The organism is Streptomyces sp. NPDC096079 (genome assembly GCF_040303145.1).
Classification (GTDB): Bacteria; Actinomycetota; Actinomycetes; order Streptomycetales; family Streptomycetaceae; genus Streptomyces.
The window spans coordinates 603,334-616,730 of sequence record NZ_JBEOST010000002.1; the positions used below are offsets into that span (position 1 = coordinate 603,334).

General features: G+C 72.5%; 15 protein-coding genes. 5 read left to right on the forward strand and 10 right to left on the reverse strand.

Annotation, left to right across the window (positions count from 1 at the left end):
* Positions 1–30: 30 nt before the first annotated feature.
* Both ABTY59_RS06665 and ABTY59_RS06670 read left to right on the forward strand, forming a co-directional pair.
* Complete coding sequence (locus ABTY59_RS06665) at positions 31–261, forward strand: hypothetical protein (RefSeq protein WP_352017788.1); 231 nt, start codon at positions 31–33, stop codon at positions 259–261.
* 159 nt (positions 262–420) lie between these two features.
* Positions 421–684 (forward strand): DUF2277 domain-containing protein, encoded by a 264-nt coding sequence (locus ABTY59_RS06670; RefSeq protein ID WP_352017789.1) that lies wholly within the window; start codon positions 421–423, stop codon positions 682–684.
* Here the strand turns inward: ABTY59_RS06670 and ABTY59_RS06675 are convergent.
* From ABTY59_RS06675 to ABTY59_RS06695, 5 genes are all read right to left on the reverse strand, one after another.
* Positions 644–1,273 (reverse strand): DedA family protein, encoded by a 630-nt coding sequence (locus tag ABTY59_RS06675; RefSeq protein ID WP_403533286.1) that lies wholly within the window; start codon positions 1,271–1,273, stop codon positions 644–646. The two genes, ABTY59_RS06670 and ABTY59_RS06675, sit on opposite strands and share 41 nt — an antisense overlap.
* A 337-nt stretch (positions 1,274–1,610) precedes the next feature.
* The gene (locus tag ABTY59_RS06680) at positions 1,611–2,120 is read right to left on the reverse strand and encodes a DoxX family protein (RefSeq protein WP_352017790.1); all 510 of its coding nucleotides are present in this window, start codon (positions 2,118–2,120) and stop codon (positions 1,611–1,613) included.
* A 213-nt stretch (positions 2,121–2,333) separates the two neighbouring features.
* Positions 2,334–2,978 (reverse strand): HNH endonuclease family protein, encoded by a 645-nt coding sequence (locus ABTY59_RS06685; RefSeq protein WP_352017932.1) that lies wholly within the window; start codon positions 2,976–2,978, stop codon positions 2,334–2,336.
* A gap of 397 nt (positions 2,979–3,375) precedes the next feature.
* Positions 3,376–4,044: an HAD-IA family hydrolase gene (locus tag ABTY59_RS06690; RefSeq protein WP_352017791.1), complete on the reverse strand. Its 669-nt coding sequence runs from the start codon at positions 4,042–4,044 to the stop codon at positions 3,376–3,378.
* A 134-nt stretch (positions 4,045–4,178) separates the two neighbouring features.
* Positions 4,179–5,243, reverse strand: a complete 1,065-nt coding sequence (locus tag ABTY59_RS06695) for a peptidoglycan-binding domain-containing protein (protein ID WP_352017792.1) — start codon at positions 5,241–5,243, stop codon at positions 4,179–4,181.
* A 151-nt stretch (positions 5,244–5,394) separates the two neighbouring features.
* Here ABTY59_RS06695 and ABTY59_RS06700 point away from each other — a divergent pair, with 151 nt between their 5' ends.
* A complete protein-coding gene (locus tag ABTY59_RS06700; RefSeq protein WP_352017793.1) occupies positions 5,395–7,455 on the forward strand; it encodes an MDR family MFS transporter in 2,061 nt (686 codons plus the stop codon).
* Between the two features lie 12 nt (positions 7,456–7,467).
* Here the strand turns inward: ABTY59_RS06700 and ABTY59_RS06705 are convergent, their stop codons facing one another.
* Entirely contained in the window at positions 7,468–7,953 is a 486-nt protein-coding gene (locus ABTY59_RS06705) for a GNAT family N-acetyltransferase (RefSeq protein WP_352017794.1), read from the reverse strand.
* Positions 7,954–8,009: 56 nt separating this feature from the next.
* Positions 8,010–8,330, reverse strand: coding sequence for an antibiotic biosynthesis monooxygenase family protein (locus ABTY59_RS06710; RefSeq protein WP_352017795.1), 321 nt, complete (start codon positions 8,328–8,330; stop codon positions 8,010–8,012).
* A gap of 103 nt (positions 8,331–8,433) precedes the next feature.
* Here ABTY59_RS06710 and ABTY59_RS06715 point away from each other — a divergent pair, with 103 nt between their 5' ends.
* A complete protein-coding gene (locus ABTY59_RS06715) occupies positions 8,434–8,838 on the forward strand; it encodes a hypothetical protein (RefSeq protein ID WP_352017796.1) in 405 nt (134 codons plus the stop codon).
* A gap of 3 nt (positions 8,839–8,841) precedes the next feature.
* Here ABTY59_RS06715 and ABTY59_RS06720 read toward each other — a convergent pair whose 3' ends face one another.
* The 3 genes from ABTY59_RS06720 to ABTY59_RS06730 are packed head-to-tail and all read right to left on the reverse strand — an operon-like array spanning position 8,842 to position 11,931.
* Positions 8,842–9,510: an O-methyltransferase gene (locus ABTY59_RS06720; RefSeq protein ID WP_352017797.1), complete on the reverse strand. Its 669-nt coding sequence runs from the start codon at positions 9,508–9,510 to the stop codon at positions 8,842–8,844.
* Positions 9,507–10,598: a DUF2330 domain-containing protein gene (locus ABTY59_RS06725; RefSeq protein ID WP_352017798.1), complete on the reverse strand. Its 1,092-nt coding sequence runs from the start codon at positions 10,596–10,598 to the stop codon at positions 9,507–9,509. The genes ABTY59_RS06720 and ABTY59_RS06725 overlap by 4 nt, the downstream gene beginning before the upstream one ends.
* Positions 10,599–10,644: 46 nt before the next feature.
* The gene (locus ABTY59_RS06730; RefSeq protein WP_352017799.1) at positions 10,645–11,931 is read right to left on the reverse strand and encodes a cytochrome P450; all 1,287 of its coding nucleotides are present in this window, start codon (positions 11,929–11,931) and stop codon (positions 10,645–10,647) included.
* A 228-nt stretch (positions 11,932–12,159) separates the two neighbouring features.
* Here ABTY59_RS06730 and ABTY59_RS06735 point away from each other — a divergent pair, with 228 nt between their 5' ends.
* On the forward strand, positions 12,160–13,329 hold the full coding sequence (locus ABTY59_RS06735) for a steroid 3-ketoacyl-CoA thiolase (RefSeq protein ID WP_352017800.1): 1,170 nt from the start codon (positions 12,160–12,162) through the stop codon (positions 13,327–13,329).
* Positions 13,330–13,397: the final 68 nt, after the last annotated feature.

Sequence of the window (13,397 nt, forward strand, 5' to 3'; positions counted from 1 at the left end):
AAGCTTCAGGACTCGGGACGGAGGGGACGCGTGCAGCCACTGCCCGAGGTCGGTGACCTCGTCCGCGACACCGCCACGGGGCGGGTCGGTTTCTATGTGGAGAGCGTCTCCGGGCGCTTCCGGATCCGCGCCGTCCACGGCGGCGGCGAGTGGGAGGCGGAGCCCCCCGACGTCCAGCCCGCCACGCCCCTGCACGAGCTGCGCGCCCGCACCGCCGAGATCAACGCACGGAGCAGACGCGGACTCGGCGGGTTGGGGTAGGGGTAAGGGGGAGGAGGGGGGTGGGGGGCGGGGGCGTTCGCCTCTGGGTGCTGGGTGCTGGGTGCTGGGTGCTGGGCGCTGGCCGCTGGGTGCTGGGGGCGCCGTGGCCGCCCTGGCCGTCCCCCGGCGATTGTCAGTGGGGCGCGTCACACTGGAGGCATGTGCCGCAGCATCAAGACGCTCCGCCCGCCCGCTCTGCCCGAGGAGGCGACCGAGGAGGACATCCACGCCGCCGCCCTGCAGTTCGTCCGCAAGGTCTCCGGCTTCCGCGCCCCCGCCGCCCACAACCGCGAGGTCTTCGAGCGGGCCGTGGACGAGATCGCCCACGCCACCGCGACACTCCTCGACGGCCTTGAGGTGCGCGGCGCGCACTCCGCCGCCGTCAGGACGCGGTCGCGGGAGCCGCAGCCGGACGCCGTATGAGGTACGCGGCGAGACCGCCCGCCAGGAAGAGCGCGAGGGTCGACACCCCCGCGCTGAACCAGGTCGCGCCCAGCCACTGACCGCCCAGCCAGCCGAGCCCCACGCTGTACGACGCCCAGGTCACGCCCGCCAGTGCCGACCACGGCAGGAACTCCTCGATCCGTCGCTTCGCCGCGCCCGCGCCCAGGGAGACCACCGAGCGGCCGGCCGGGGCGAAGCGCGCGAGCACCACGAGCAGCCCGCCGCCCCGGGCGAGCGCGGTGCCGAGACGTTCCTGCGCCAGCGACAGGCGGCGGGAGCGCGCGATCGCCTTGTCCAGCCTGGCCCCGCCGCGCAGGGCCAGGCGGTACGCCAGGAAGTCGCCGAGTACGGAGGCGGTGGCCGCGCAGAGGAGCAGCGGGAGGAGCGACGGCACGCCCGCGGAGGCGCCCGTGGCCGTGGCGGCCGCCGTGGCGGCCGTGATCACCAGGAAGCCGCTCGGCAGCACGGGAAGGAAGACGTCGAGCAGGATCGACGTCGCCACCACCGGATAGATCCATGGACCGGCGGTGAGCGACCGCAGCGAGCCCAGGCTGTCGAGCAGATTCACAGGGCCAGAGCCTACGCGGGCGCGGGAGTCCCCCTGTCGGTGGGTGCCGGGGGCGGTGGCTGGTGTGTGCGCCGATGCCCGGGTGACGCGGCGGCGGCTCTGTCGTACAGGAGGTGGGAGGTGCGGCGGCGGCCCGGTCGTACACGCGCAGTGGGGTGTCCGCTCGCGTCCTGCTCGCCCGTGCGGGCCGCATGTGCGGCCCGTGGCCGGACCGGTGGCCGGAGCCGGGGCCGGACCCATGGCCGGAAAGGGCCGGAATCCGTGCTGCGGATCCCGGCCCCATCGTGACAGGCCGTGTCAGCCAGCGACAGGCCGTCTCAGGCCGCGTCAGCCCGTCTCAGGCCGTGACCGGCGCCGCCCGGTCCTCGCGCGCCTTCGCCTCGGTTGCCTCGCCGGCGCCGAAGAGTCGGTCGAGGGCCAGTGCGCCCGGGCCCGTGAACACGAGCAGCGCGAAGGCCCAGCAGAACATGGCCGCGTTCTCGCCGCCGTTCTGGAGCGGGAGGAGCGACTCCGGCTGGTGGACCTTGAAGTACGCGTACGCCATCGAGCCCGAGGCGAGGAAGGCGGCGGTCCGGGTGCCGAGTCCGGCCAGGACCAGGACGCCGGCGCCGAGCTGGATGACGGCCGCGTACCAGCCCGGCCAGGTGCCCGCCGGTATCGCGGTGCCGCCGATGAGGCCGAAGAGCGACGCGACGCCGTGGCAGGCGAAGAGCAGGCCGACGACGATGCGGAAGAGGCCGAGGGCGTAGGGCTGGGCCTGGTTCAGGCGGGCGGTGAGGCTCGTGGGGGCGCTGGTGCTCGGAGGCGCGGCGGCGCTCGTGGGGGTGCTGGTGCTCTGGGCGGTCATGGGGGGAACTCCTTCGGCCTGGCCCTGTCGGTGGGGAACGGGGCGCGGGGGGACGGAAACCGATGAGGCCGTAAGGTTAGGCACCCCTCACTAGTACTTGCAAGTTCAACATTCGGCCATCGAGGAGCGTGTGGCGAGGCTCACTCCCGAGTTCGCTCCTCGATGGCCGTGGCTGACGTGCGCTCAGTGGAGCTGCGGTCGCGGGGACTTCGGTCAGCAGCCGTTGAGGACGGACTGGAGCGCGCTCTTCTCGGCGGAGTCGACGCTGAGGTTCCAGTAGTACTTCACGTGCACCCACGCCCGGACGTACGTGCAGCGGTAGGCCGTCCGCGAGGGCAGCCACTTCGCCGGGTCCAGGTCGCCCTTGGCCTGGTTCACGTTGTCCGTGACGGCTATGAGCTGCGGCCGCGTGAGGTCGTTCGCGAAGGACTGGCGCTGTGCGGTGGTCCAGGAGTTGGCGCCCGAGCGCCAGGCCTCGGCGAGCGGGACCATGTGGTCGATGTCGAGGTCGGAGGCGGCCGTCCAGGTGGCGCCGTCGTACTCGGAGTACCAGCTGCCGCTCGTCGCGGCGCAGCTGGAGTCGGTGACGACGTTCACGCCGTCGCGCTTGAGGACGGTCTCGCGCGTGTTGCACGTGCCGGACTGGGTGATCCAGTGCGGGAAGAGGTCCCGGCTGTAACCCGAGGTGGAACCTTCCGCCTTGACGGTGAGGGCGGCCAGGTAGGTGCGCGCGGTCGCGGCGCTGACCGGGGTGGGCATCGCGGCCTGCGCGGCCGGGGCGGTGGCGAGCAGGCCCGTGACGGTGAGGGTGGCGGAGGCGGCGAGCACGGCGAGTCGACGCGCGTAGACCATGCCGATGGGCATGTGAACTCCCTTGATGTGGGGGACCTTGGCTGGCTGCCGTCCCCGCGGGGTGCCGGGCGGCGGGCCCGGCCATCGTGGCGGCGCAAGGTTTCGGTGGGGGGTGCGCCAGGTAACAGAGTGGCGACATGGACACGTCACATCAAGGGGTGTGACGTGTCCTGATGGAGCGACAGGTTCCGCCGGGCGTCGGAAGGTTCCGGACTTCGCGGGCGGGGCGCCGCAAACGCCTCGCGCGCGACCGGGACGTCCGGTCGCGCGCGAGGGGGTGTGGGGGAGGTGTGAGGGGGTGCGGGGGGAGGGGGGTGTGGGGGAGGTGCGAGGGGGTGCGGGGGGAGGGGGGTGTGGGGGAGGTGCGAGGGGGTGCGGGGGGGAGGGGGGTGTGGGGGAGGCGCTACGCCAGGACGGTCAGCGTGATCGAGCCGTCCGTCGCCTGCTCCACCCGCAGCCGGGTGAGGTCGGCGATGTGCACGTCCGGTGCGAAGGCCGCCGCGCGCTGGCCCACGCCCACGACGCGCATGCCGGCCGCGCGGCCCGCCTGGATCCCCGCCTCGGAGTCCTCGAAGACCACGCAGTCCGCCGGCTCGAAGCCGAGCGCCGCCGCGCCCTTGAGGAAGCCCTCGGGGTCCGGCTTGCTGGCGCCGACGCTCTCGGCCGTGACCCGCACCTCCGGCATCCGGAGTGCGGCCGCGCCCATCCGCGCCGTGGCCAGGGCCGTGTCGGCCGAGGTCACCAGGGCGTGCGGGAGGTCCGTGATCGCGGCCATGAAGGCGGCGGCCCCGCCGACCGGTACGACCCCGTCGAGGTCGGCGGTCTCCTCGGCCAGCATCACCCGGTTGTCGGCGTGGTTCTCCTCCATCGGGCGGTCGGGGAGGAGGACGGCCATCGTCGCGAAGCCCTGCCGGCCGTGGACCACCTTGAGCACCTCGTCCGCGTCGAGGCCCTGGCGGTCCGCCCAGCGGCGCCAGCAGCGCTCGACGACGGCGTCCGAGTTGACGAGGGTGCCGTCCATGTCGAGAAGGAGGGCGCGGGCGGTGAGCGGTGCCGGGGTGGTGGCGGCCATCGGGTCTCCAGAGGGGGTGGCGCGGAGAACGAAGTGGACCCGCCCACCGGTCAGGGAGTGCGGGCGGGGCCACTTTGTTCTTCAACGATACAAAACCGGAGGCCGTCTTGGCCAACCGGTCGGCCGACCACCCCTTACAGCCAGGTGCTCCGCTCCAGGGCCTCGCGCGTGTGGGGGCCGTACACACCCTTCGGGTCGCCCTGGATGTACATCCAGTTCTGGTAGCTCCTCACCGCGCGCCAGACCTCCTGGTCGTACTCCCCGTCCACGTCGCCGTGGTACGCCCCCGCCAGCGTGAGCCGCGCCTGGAGCTCGACGACCTCCGCTCCCGTGGAGCCGATGTTCAGCGTGACCGCCACCTCCTCGGTCTCCTGGGGCGGCTGCGCGGACGGCGTGTCCGTCGTCGGCGCGGTGGCCGTCGGGGTCGCGGACGCGGTCGCCGCCGGAGGGGCGGCCTGGCTTGCCGAGGCGCTCGGGCTCGCGCTGCCACGGCTCGGGGACGGGGTGGCGGACGGCGGCGCGGACGTCCGGCCCGGGGTCGGGGACGAGGCGGTCGGCTCCGGCGTCGCGGAAGAGGAGGAGGGGGACGGTGCTTCCGACACGGCGACGTTCAGCGACGCGCTCGTCGTCACCTCGGGTACGGCCGCCCGGTCGTCGGTCTCGTCCGCGCCGCCGAGGACGGCCGCCGCCAGGGCCGCCGTGCCCGCCACGGCGACGGCGGCCACCGCGGCGACCACCGCGCCGCGCTTCCGGCCCCGTGCCCGGGCCGGCTCACGCCGGTCGTGCCCGTTCCCATGCCCGTACCCGTGCCCGCTCGTCGCGTGCCCCTGCGCGGGCGGTACGTCCCCGATCCCGCGCAGCAGCAGCGGCATCGTCTCGGAGGCGTCACCCGTGGGAGCGCCGGGGTGACCGGTCTCCGGGCGGATCGCCGCCAGCTGGGTGGTCGGCGGGTCCTCCGGCGTGTAGGCGGGTACGGCCGCGGTCGGGTCCTCCGGGGCATAGGCCGGTACGCGTGCGGTCGGGTCCTCCGGGGCGTACGCCGGAAGGTGCGCCGTCGAGTCGTCCAGGGTCACGTACGGCCTGATCCGCAGCGGGTCGAAGTCCTCCGCCGCCGCCACCTCGGCGGCCAGGCCCGCCGCCCTGGCGCAGGCGCAGCCAGGTCTGTGTACACCGCATTCAGGACAGACATGTCCGGTCATGATGGGTCCCCTCCCCTGAGACAACTGCGAGCGATTATGCAGCCCGCCCCTGTCCGCCGGGCGAACGGATGTACCCCTCCGCAGGCCGTAACGGGACATTCCGACCAGGATGGAGGGGCCAGCGCGACCCGGACACGGAGACGGAGACCCCATGGCCCAGGACACACGCCCGTCCGAGCTCGGCGACGCCTCCGTGCCCGGTGAGGGGCAGAGCCACCGGACCGTCCTCGTCGCGATCGGCGCGCTGCTGCTCGGCATGCTGCTCGCCGCCCTCGACCAGACGATCGTCTCCACCGCGCTGCCGACCATCGTCAGCGAGCTCGGCGGCATGGAGCACCTCTCCTGGGTGGTCACCGCGTACATGCTCGCCTCCACGGCCGGGACCCCCCTCTGGGGCAAGCTGGGCGACCAGTACGGCCGCAAGAAGCTCTTCCAGGGCGCGATCGTCCTCTTCCTCATCGGCTCGGCCCTCTGCGGCATCGCCCAGAACATGCCGCAGCTCATCGCCTTCCGCGCGCTCCAGGGCCTGGGCGGCGGCGGCCTCATGGTGCTGTCGATGGCGATCGTCGGCGACCTCGTGTCGCCCCGGGAGCGCGGCAGGTACCAGGGCCTGTTCGGCGCGGTCTTCGGCGCCACCAGCGTCCTCGGCCCGCTGCTCGGCGGTCTCTTCACCGAGCACCTGTCCTGGCGCTGGGTGTTCTACATCAACCTGCCGATCGGGATCGTCGCCCTCTTCGTGATCGCCGCGGTGCTGCACATCCCCGTGCGGTCCACCCGGCACACGATCGACTACCTCGGCACCTTCCTCATCGCCGCGGTCGCCACCTGCCTCGTGCTCGTGGCCTCCCTCGGCGGCACGACCTGGGCGTGGGGCTCGGCGCAGATCATCGGCCTCGCGGTCCTCGGCGCCGTCCTGCTCGTCTGGTTCGTGTACGTCGAACGGCGGGCCGCCGAGCCCGTGCTGCCGCTCAAGCTGTTCCGGATCCGGACGTTCAGCCTCGTCTCGGTCATCAGCTTCGTCGTGGGCTTCGCCATGTTCGGTGCGATGACCTATCTGCCGACCTTCCTCCAGGTGGTGCAGGGCGTCACCCCGACGATGTCCGGCGTCCACATGCTGCCGATGGTCCTCGGCCTGCTGATCACCTCCACCGCGTCCGGCCAGATCGTCTCCCACACCGGCCGCTGGAAGGTCTTCCCGATCGCCGGCACCGCCCTCACCGGGATCGGCCTGCTCCTCCTCCACCAGCTGACGGAGACCAGCTCGACCTGGTCGATGAGCGTCTGCTTCTTCGTCTTCGGCGCGGGCCTCGGCCTCGTCATGCAGGTCCTCGTCCTGGTCGTGCAGAACGCCGTCTCCTACGAGGACCTCGGCGTCGCCACCTCCGGCGCCACGTTCTTCCGCTCCATCGGAGCGTCGTTCGGCGTCGCCGTGTTCGGCACGATCTTCACCAACCGGCTCATGGACAAGCTCGACGAGGTGTTCGCGAGCGCCGGTACGGAGCTGCCGCCCGGCGTCGGCCCCGGGCAGGTCGCGGCCGACCCGCGTGCCATCGCCGAGCTCCCGCCGGAGCTGCGGCCGTCCGTCCTGCACGCGTACGCCACGTCCATCACGGACGTCTTCCTGTACGCGGCCCCCGTCGTCCTGGTCGCCTTCGTCATCGCCTGGTTCCTGAAGGAGGACAAGCTGCGGGCCTCGGTCACCGCGCCCGACACCAGCCAGACGCTCGCCTCCAACCCCGTCGAGCGCTCCTCGTACGAGGAGTGCGCCCGCGCCCTGTCCGTCCTCGGCTCCAGGGAGGGCCGCAAGGAGATCTACGTGAAGATCACCGACCGCGCAGGGCTCGACCTGCAGCCCGCCGCGAGCTGGCTGCTGCTGCGGGTCCGCCGCCACGGGACCGTCGAGCCCACCCGGCTCGCCGAGACCACCCCCGTACCGCTGAAGGTGATCACGGAGGCGTCCCGGCAGGTGGAGGAGCGGCGCCTGGTGACCCGGGAGGGCGTGCAGCTGACGCTCACCGAGGACGGGGTGCGGGCGGCGACGGTGCTGGCCGAGGCGCGGGAGGAGTCGCTCGCCGAACTCCTCGGCGACTGGTGGGGGCCCGACCGGCCCACCGACCTCGTGCAGCTGGTCGAGGAGCTGACGGCGGAGCTGTGCGGCTCGGACGCGGAGCGGCCCCACACCCCCGAACCGCCCCGCGACCACCGCGCCTGAACGCGCCGGGGCTCAGAGCTCCTTGCCGTACCAGACGTCCATGTAGGGACCGGTGCAGTAGGCGGGGATCTCCGCGTACCCGTGCCGCGTGTACAGGGCGCGCGCCTCCACCAGGTCGAGGCGCGTGTTGAGGACCATCCGCCGCGCGCCGAGGCCGCGCGCCTCCGCCTCCAGCGCGCGCAGCAGACCGCCCGCGCCGCCCGCGCCCCGGAAGGCGTGCCGCAGGAAGACCCGGGTCAGCTCGGCGCGTTCGCCGTCCAGCATCAGGACCCCGCCGCAGCCGGCCGGCTTCCCCTCGAACCGGGCCACCAGGAACTGCCCGGTCGGCGGGGTCAGCTGCTCGACCCCGTCGTTGCTCAGGCCCTCGTCGATCTCGGCCTCGGTGGCGGGCCGCTTCCAGTAGCGGCTCGCGACGTCGTCGTAGTAGTCGCGCCGCAGGGAGGTCGCGTCCGGGGTGTCGACGCGCTCGGGGGAGAAGATCCAGGTCATGCGGGCCATTCTCGGCCCGCACGCCCGGGCGCGCGCCCGAATTTCCCGGCGGCCGCGCGGAGGCGCTACTTCGGCGACGCCTGCTGGACGACCTCGAACGACCACAGGGTGGAGCCGGACGCGGCCGGCCTGGGCCGCTCGCCGCCCTCGCCCCCGCCCTGGTGGGCGGCCTTCATGGAGCCGTTCATCCAGTTCTGGAAGTCCTCCTCGCTGCGCCAGCGCGTGTACACCAGGTACTGGTCGGTGCCCTCCAGGGGGCGCAGCAGCTCGAACCACTCGAAGCCGTCGGACCCCTCGACGGAGCCGGCACGGGCGGCGAACCGCTGCTCCAGCACCTCGCGCTGCTCGGCCGGGACGGTCAGGACGTTGATCTTCACGATGCTCATGAAGGGCAGGATAGGGCCCGGGGCTCCGCCGTCCCGTTTGACGATCCCCGTCGGCGGGCGTAGTCCGGAACCAGGGGGATTCCAGGACGAGAGGAGTCCCGTCATGCTCGGCGAGGAGCTCGGCACGATCCAGGGAGAGACGACCGGACTGCGGGTGCTGTCCACGGACGGCGGTCATGCCGTCGTCGAGGCCTCGTTCCAGGCGACGGGCACGCTGCTCGGTGTGGCCGTCAAGGACATGGGGACGTACGAGTCGGTCTCCCAGGCCGACGGCACCCTCTTCGGTGAGGGGCAGGGGGTCACGATGACCCGCGACGGACAGACGATCACCTGGCACGGCACCGGCGTGGGGCACTTCAACGAAACCGGCGGGGTGAGCTGGCGGGGCGCCCTCTTCTACGAGACCGCCGCCGCCGACTTCGCCCGGCTCAACGGGGTGTGCGGACTGTTCGAGTTCGACACCGAGGAGAGTGGGAAGGTGTCCGGTTCGATCTTCGAGTGGAAGTAGCGGCTAGGCCACGACGCGGGCGAGCAGCAGGCCGTCGTAGCCCTTCGTGCCGACGGTCTGGACCGCCGTGGCGTCCAGGCGGGGTTCGGCGGCGATCAGGTCGAACATCTCGCGGGTGCCGGTGATCGCCGGGTTGTCGGGGTCCGGGGTCGCGACGGCGCCGTTCCGCACCACGTTGTCGACGATGATCACCGTGCCCGGCCGTGAGAGCTTCAGGGCCCAGGCCACGTAGTGCGGGTTGTTGACCTTGTCCGCGTCGATGAAGACGAGGTCGAAGGGGCCCGCGCCCTCCGCCTCCAGCCGGGGCAGGGTGTCGAGGGCCGCGCCCGTCCTGACCTCGACGGCCTTGTCGAGGCCGGCGCGGGCGATGTTGGCGCGGGCGACGTCCGCGTGGGCGGGGTCGTACTCCAGGGTGATCAGCCGGCCGTCGGCGGGCAGCGCGCGGGCCAGCCAGATCGTGCTGTAGCCGCCGAGGGTGCCGATCTCCAGGATGTTCCGGGCGCCCTGCATCAGGGCGAGCAGGTGGAGCAGCTTGCCCTGGTTGGGGGCGACGGCGATCTCGGGCAGGCTCGCCGCCGTGGAGGCGGCGAGCGCGCCCGTCAGCGCCTCGTCCTCGGGGGCGATGGTGCCGGCGAAGTACTGGTCGACCGCGGTCCATTGAGGGTTCGTCATGCGGCCGAACGTACACCCGTGCCGACGCCCGGGCGGCGCCTTGTCACTCGTACGGCGAGCAGCGCCGCGAGCAGGGCCCCGGCGCCGACCGTCAGGAGCCAGACCGGGATGCCGCCGCCGACGGTGAGCAGCCGGTCGGTGTACTCGACCTGGCGGTACGGGGTGTCGGCGACGGTCCGCAGACGGTGGTCGTCGTCGATCCTGGCCGGGTCGGGGAACGTCTGCTCCAGGACCGTCAGCCGGACGGGCGCGGCGCCCGTCAGCGCCGCCACCGGGCCCTCGGGCCGCTCGATCCGGCCCGCGAAGGTGACCTCCGGGCGGTCGCCGCCGATGGGGGAGCGGGGCTCCATGCGGTGGTCGGCGAGGACGTACAAGCCGAGGGTCTGCGGGGTCCGGGCGAGGCGGGAGAGCCGCATGGGGTAGACGAGTTCGCGGGAGGCGAAGGAGATCCGCAGCGGGGTCAGTTCGCCGTACAGCGGCGTGCCCTTCTCCTGCGGGGCCAGGCGCACGGCGACGTACTCCCACTTCTGCGCGACGTACGGCCGAAGCGCGCCGGTGAGCCGCTCGGGCAGCTCGAAGCCGTTGGCGCGCAGCCAGTCGCCGAGGGCGTCGGGGTCGGTGGCGGTGAGCCGGGCCACGTCGAAGGGGCCGAGCCGTTCGCGCCCGACGACGCCGACGCCGCCCCCGCCCGGTGGCGCGGCGGCGGCGCCGTCCCCGTTCGTCGCGTCGAACGGCCAGTCGCCCTCGCGCGGCCAGAAGTGGAAGCGGTCGCGCTGCTCGGGCTCGGTGAGCCGGTCGAGCGCGTCGAAGAGTTCCGGGTCGCCGAGGGTGACGTCGGCGCGGCCCGGCACCGGCATGATCCAGGCCGCCCGACGGGCGTTGCCGTGCACGCGGAAGCGCATGACGACGGTCTCGGTGCGCCCGTCCCAGCGGACGGCCGACTCCTCCCGGTCGACGCCGATCCGCTCGGCCTTGTCCGGGATCATGGCGCCGCAGCCGCAGGCGTACGCCGGTGCGACGAGCGAGCCGAGCTGGAGCGCGAGCAGCGCGATGACGATGGTCAGGATGTTTCTGTGGGTCCCCCGCATGTGGGGTCGGACGCGGCCGGTCGGATTCCGGTTCCTCGCGTGCGGTTCACGCCGAGGTGCGGACCCGCAGTTCCTTCACCCCGTTCAGCCAGGCGGCCCGCAGCCGGCGCGGTTCCCCGGCGAGGGTGAGGTCCGGCAGGGCGTCGGCGATCGCGTGGAAGATCAGCTCGATCTCCTTGATGGCGAGGGACTTGCCGAGGCAGAAGTGGGGTCCGCCGCCGCCGAAGCCGAGGTGCGGGTTGGGGTCGCGGGTGATGTCGAAGCGCTCGGGGTCGGCGAAGACCTCGGGGTCGTTGTTGGCGGAGGAGTAGAAGAGGCCGACCCGGTCGCCCTTGCGGATCTTCTGGCCGCCGAGTTCGGTGTCCTGGGTCGCGGTCCGCTGGAAGGAGACGACGGGGGTCGCCCAGCGCACGATCTCCTCGGCGGCGGTCGCGGGGCGCTCGCGCTTGAAGAGTTCCCACTGGTCGGGGTGGGTGAGGAAGGCGTGCATGCCGTGGCTGATGGCGTTGCGGGTGGTCTCGTTCCCGGCGACGGCGAGCAGCAGCACGAAGAAGCCGAACTCGTCGGAGGAGAGGTTGCCCTGGCCCTCGGCGGCGACGAGCTGGCTGACGATGTCGGTGGCGGGGCACTCCTTGCGGGCGGCGGCCATGTTCATCGAGTAGCCGATGAGTTCCATGGCGGCCTCGGCGCCGATCTCCTCGGTGATGGCGTACTCGGGGTCGTCGTACGCGACCATCTTGTTCGACCAGTCGAAGATCCGGGAACGGTCCTCCTGGGGGACCCCGATGAGTTCGGCGATGGCCTGGAGGGGGAGTTCGACGGCGACCCGGGTGACGAAGTCGAAGGTGCCGTCGGCGTCGGTGCCGTTCCCGGCCTCCTCCACGATGGCGCGGGCGCGGTCGCGGAGGGCGGTCTCCAGGCTCCGGATCGCGCGCGGGGTGAAGCCGCGCTGGACGATCTGGCGGACCCGGGTGTGCTCGGGCGGGTCCATGTTGAGCATGATCAGCTTCTGGACCTCGATCTGGTCCCGGGTGATGTGCTCGTTGAAGCGGATGACGGCGGTGTTCTCGTTCGAGGAGAACAGTTCGGGGTGGGTGGAGACGTACTTGACGTCGGCGTGGCGCGTGACCGCCCAGTACCCGCCGTCCGCGAAGCCGGTGACGCCGGCGGGCTGGGGGCACCACCACACGGGGGCGGTCTGCCGCAGCCGGGCGAACTCCGGGAAGGGGACGCGGTCGCGGAGCAGGTCGGGGTCGGTGGCGTCGAACCCTTCGGGGAGCCCCTCGGGGAGTCCCTGGGGGAGCTGTCCTCCGGGGAGATGCGGGCAGGCCATCGGCAACACTCTCCATATCTGATGGACCATCAGAAGTTGCCGGGAAAGTTAGTAACGAGTTCTACAAGTAGCAAGGGGCGGAGCGGGAACTGTTGCTTCCCGGACCCTTGCGTACCGGCGGTAGCAGTCATAAGACTGCACTCAGAACTAGAACGCGTACTAGTTCCCCGTGACGCCGACCGACCGGGGTGCCGGGACACCCCGACCGGTCGAGGAGAGGACGAGCCCATGGCCGCGGAACCCGTCATCGTCGAAGCCGTACGCACCCCCATCGGCAAGCGCGGAGGCGCGCTCGCCAACCTCCACCCCGCCTACCTCCTGGGCGAGACCTACCGCGAACTCCTCGGCCGCACCGGCATCCACGCCGACTGCGTCGAGCAGATCGTCGGCGGCACCGTCACCCACGCCGGCGAACAGTCCATGAACCCCGCCCGCACCGCCTGGCTCACCATGGGCCTGCCCTACGAGACGGCCGCCACCACCGTCGACTGCCAGTGCGGCTCCTCGCAGCAGGCCAGCCACATGGTCGCCAACATGGTCGCGGCCGGCGTCATCGACATCGGGATCTCCTGCGGCGTCGAGGCCATGTCCCGCGTCCCGCTCGGCTCCGGCTCCAAACACGGCCCGGGCAAGCCGTTCCCCGACGAGTGGAACGTCGACCTGCCCAACCAGTTCGAGGCCGCCGAGCGCATCGCCCGCCGGCGCGGCCTCACCCGCGAACGCGTCGACTCCCTCGGCCTGCTCTCCCAGGAACGGGCCGCGACCGCCTGGTCCGAGGAGCGCTTCAAGCGCGAGACCTTCGCCGTCCAGGTCCCCACCACCGAGGCGGAGCAGGCCGCCGGACAGGGCATGTGGCGGCTCGTCGACCGGGACGAGGGCCTGCGCGACACCACCATGGAAGGCCTGGGCCGCCTCAAGCCCGTCATGCCCACCGCGATCCACACCGCGGGGAACTCCTCCCAGATCTCCGACGGCGCCGCCGCCCTCATGTGGGCCTCCAAGCGCATGGCCCGCGCCCTCAAGCTCCGCCCCCGCGCCCGGATCGTCGCCCAGGCCCTCGTCGGCGCCGACCCGCACTTCCACCTCGACGGGCCGGTCGACGCGACGCGCGCGGTGCTCGGCAAGGCCGGCATGTCGCTCAAGGACATCGACCTCGTCGAGATCAACGAGGCCTTCGCCTCCGTGGTGCTCAGCTGGGCACAGGTCTTCGACCAGGACCTGGAGAAGGTCAACGTCAACGGCGGCGCGATCGCCCTCGGCCATCCCGTCGGCGCCACCGGCGCCCGGCTCATCGCCACCGCCCTGCACGAGCTGGAACGCACCGACAAGGAGTTCGCGCTCGTCACCATGTGTGCGGGCGGGGCGCTCGCGACGGGGACGATCATCCAGCGGCTCTGACCGGCCCCGGGGGGGCCCGGAAAACGCCGCAGGCCCCGCCCCTCCGAGAGGAGGGCGGGGCCTTGCGG

Bases quoted from the DNA above. Each gene is read 5' to 3' on its own strand.
- ABTY59_RS06670 (WP_352017789.1), top strand. From the start codon at position 421: ATGTGCCGCAGCATCAAGACGCTCCGCCCGCCCGCTCTGCCCGAGGAG.
- ABTY59_RS06680 (WP_352017790.1), bottom strand. From the start codon at position 2,120: ATGACCGCCCAGAGCACCAGCACCCCCACGAGCGCCGCCGCGCCTCCG.
- ABTY59_RS06690 (WP_352017791.1), bottom strand. From the start codon at position 4,044: ATGGCCGCCACCACCCCGGCACCGCTCACCGCCCGCGCCCTCCTTCTC.
- ABTY59_RS06695 (WP_352017792.1), bottom strand. From the start codon at position 5,243: ATGACCGGACATGTCTGTCCTGAATGCGGTGTACACAGACCTGGCTGC.
- ABTY59_RS06700 (WP_352017793.1), top strand. From the start codon at position 5,395: ATGGCCCAGGACACACGCCCGTCCGAGCTCGGCGACGCCTCCGTGCCC.
- ABTY59_RS06705 (WP_352017794.1), bottom strand. From the start codon at position 7,953: ATGGCCCGCATGACCTGGATCTTCTCCCCCGAGCGCGTCGACACCCCG.
- ABTY59_RS06710 (WP_352017795.1), bottom strand. From the start codon at position 8,330: ATGAGCATCGTGAAGATCAACGTCCTGACCGTCCCGGCCGAGCAGCGC.
- ABTY59_RS06715 (WP_352017796.1), top strand. From the start codon at position 8,434: ATGCTCGGCGAGGAGCTCGGCACGATCCAGGGAGAGACGACCGGACTG.
- ABTY59_RS06720 (WP_352017797.1), bottom strand. From the start codon at position 9,510: ATGACGAACCCTCAATGGACCGCGGTCGACCAGTACTTCGCCGGCACC.
- ABTY59_RS06725 (WP_352017798.1), bottom strand. From the start codon at position 10,598: ATGCGGGGGACCCACAGAAACATCCTGACCATCGTCATCGCGCTGCTC.
- ABTY59_RS06730 (WP_352017799.1), bottom strand. From the start codon at position 11,931: ATGGCCTGCCCGCATCTCCCCGGAGGACAGCTCCCCCAGGGACTCCCC.
- ABTY59_RS06735 (WP_352017800.1), top strand. From the start codon at position 12,160: ATGGCCGCGGAACCCGTCATCGTCGAAGCCGTACGCACCCCCATCGGC.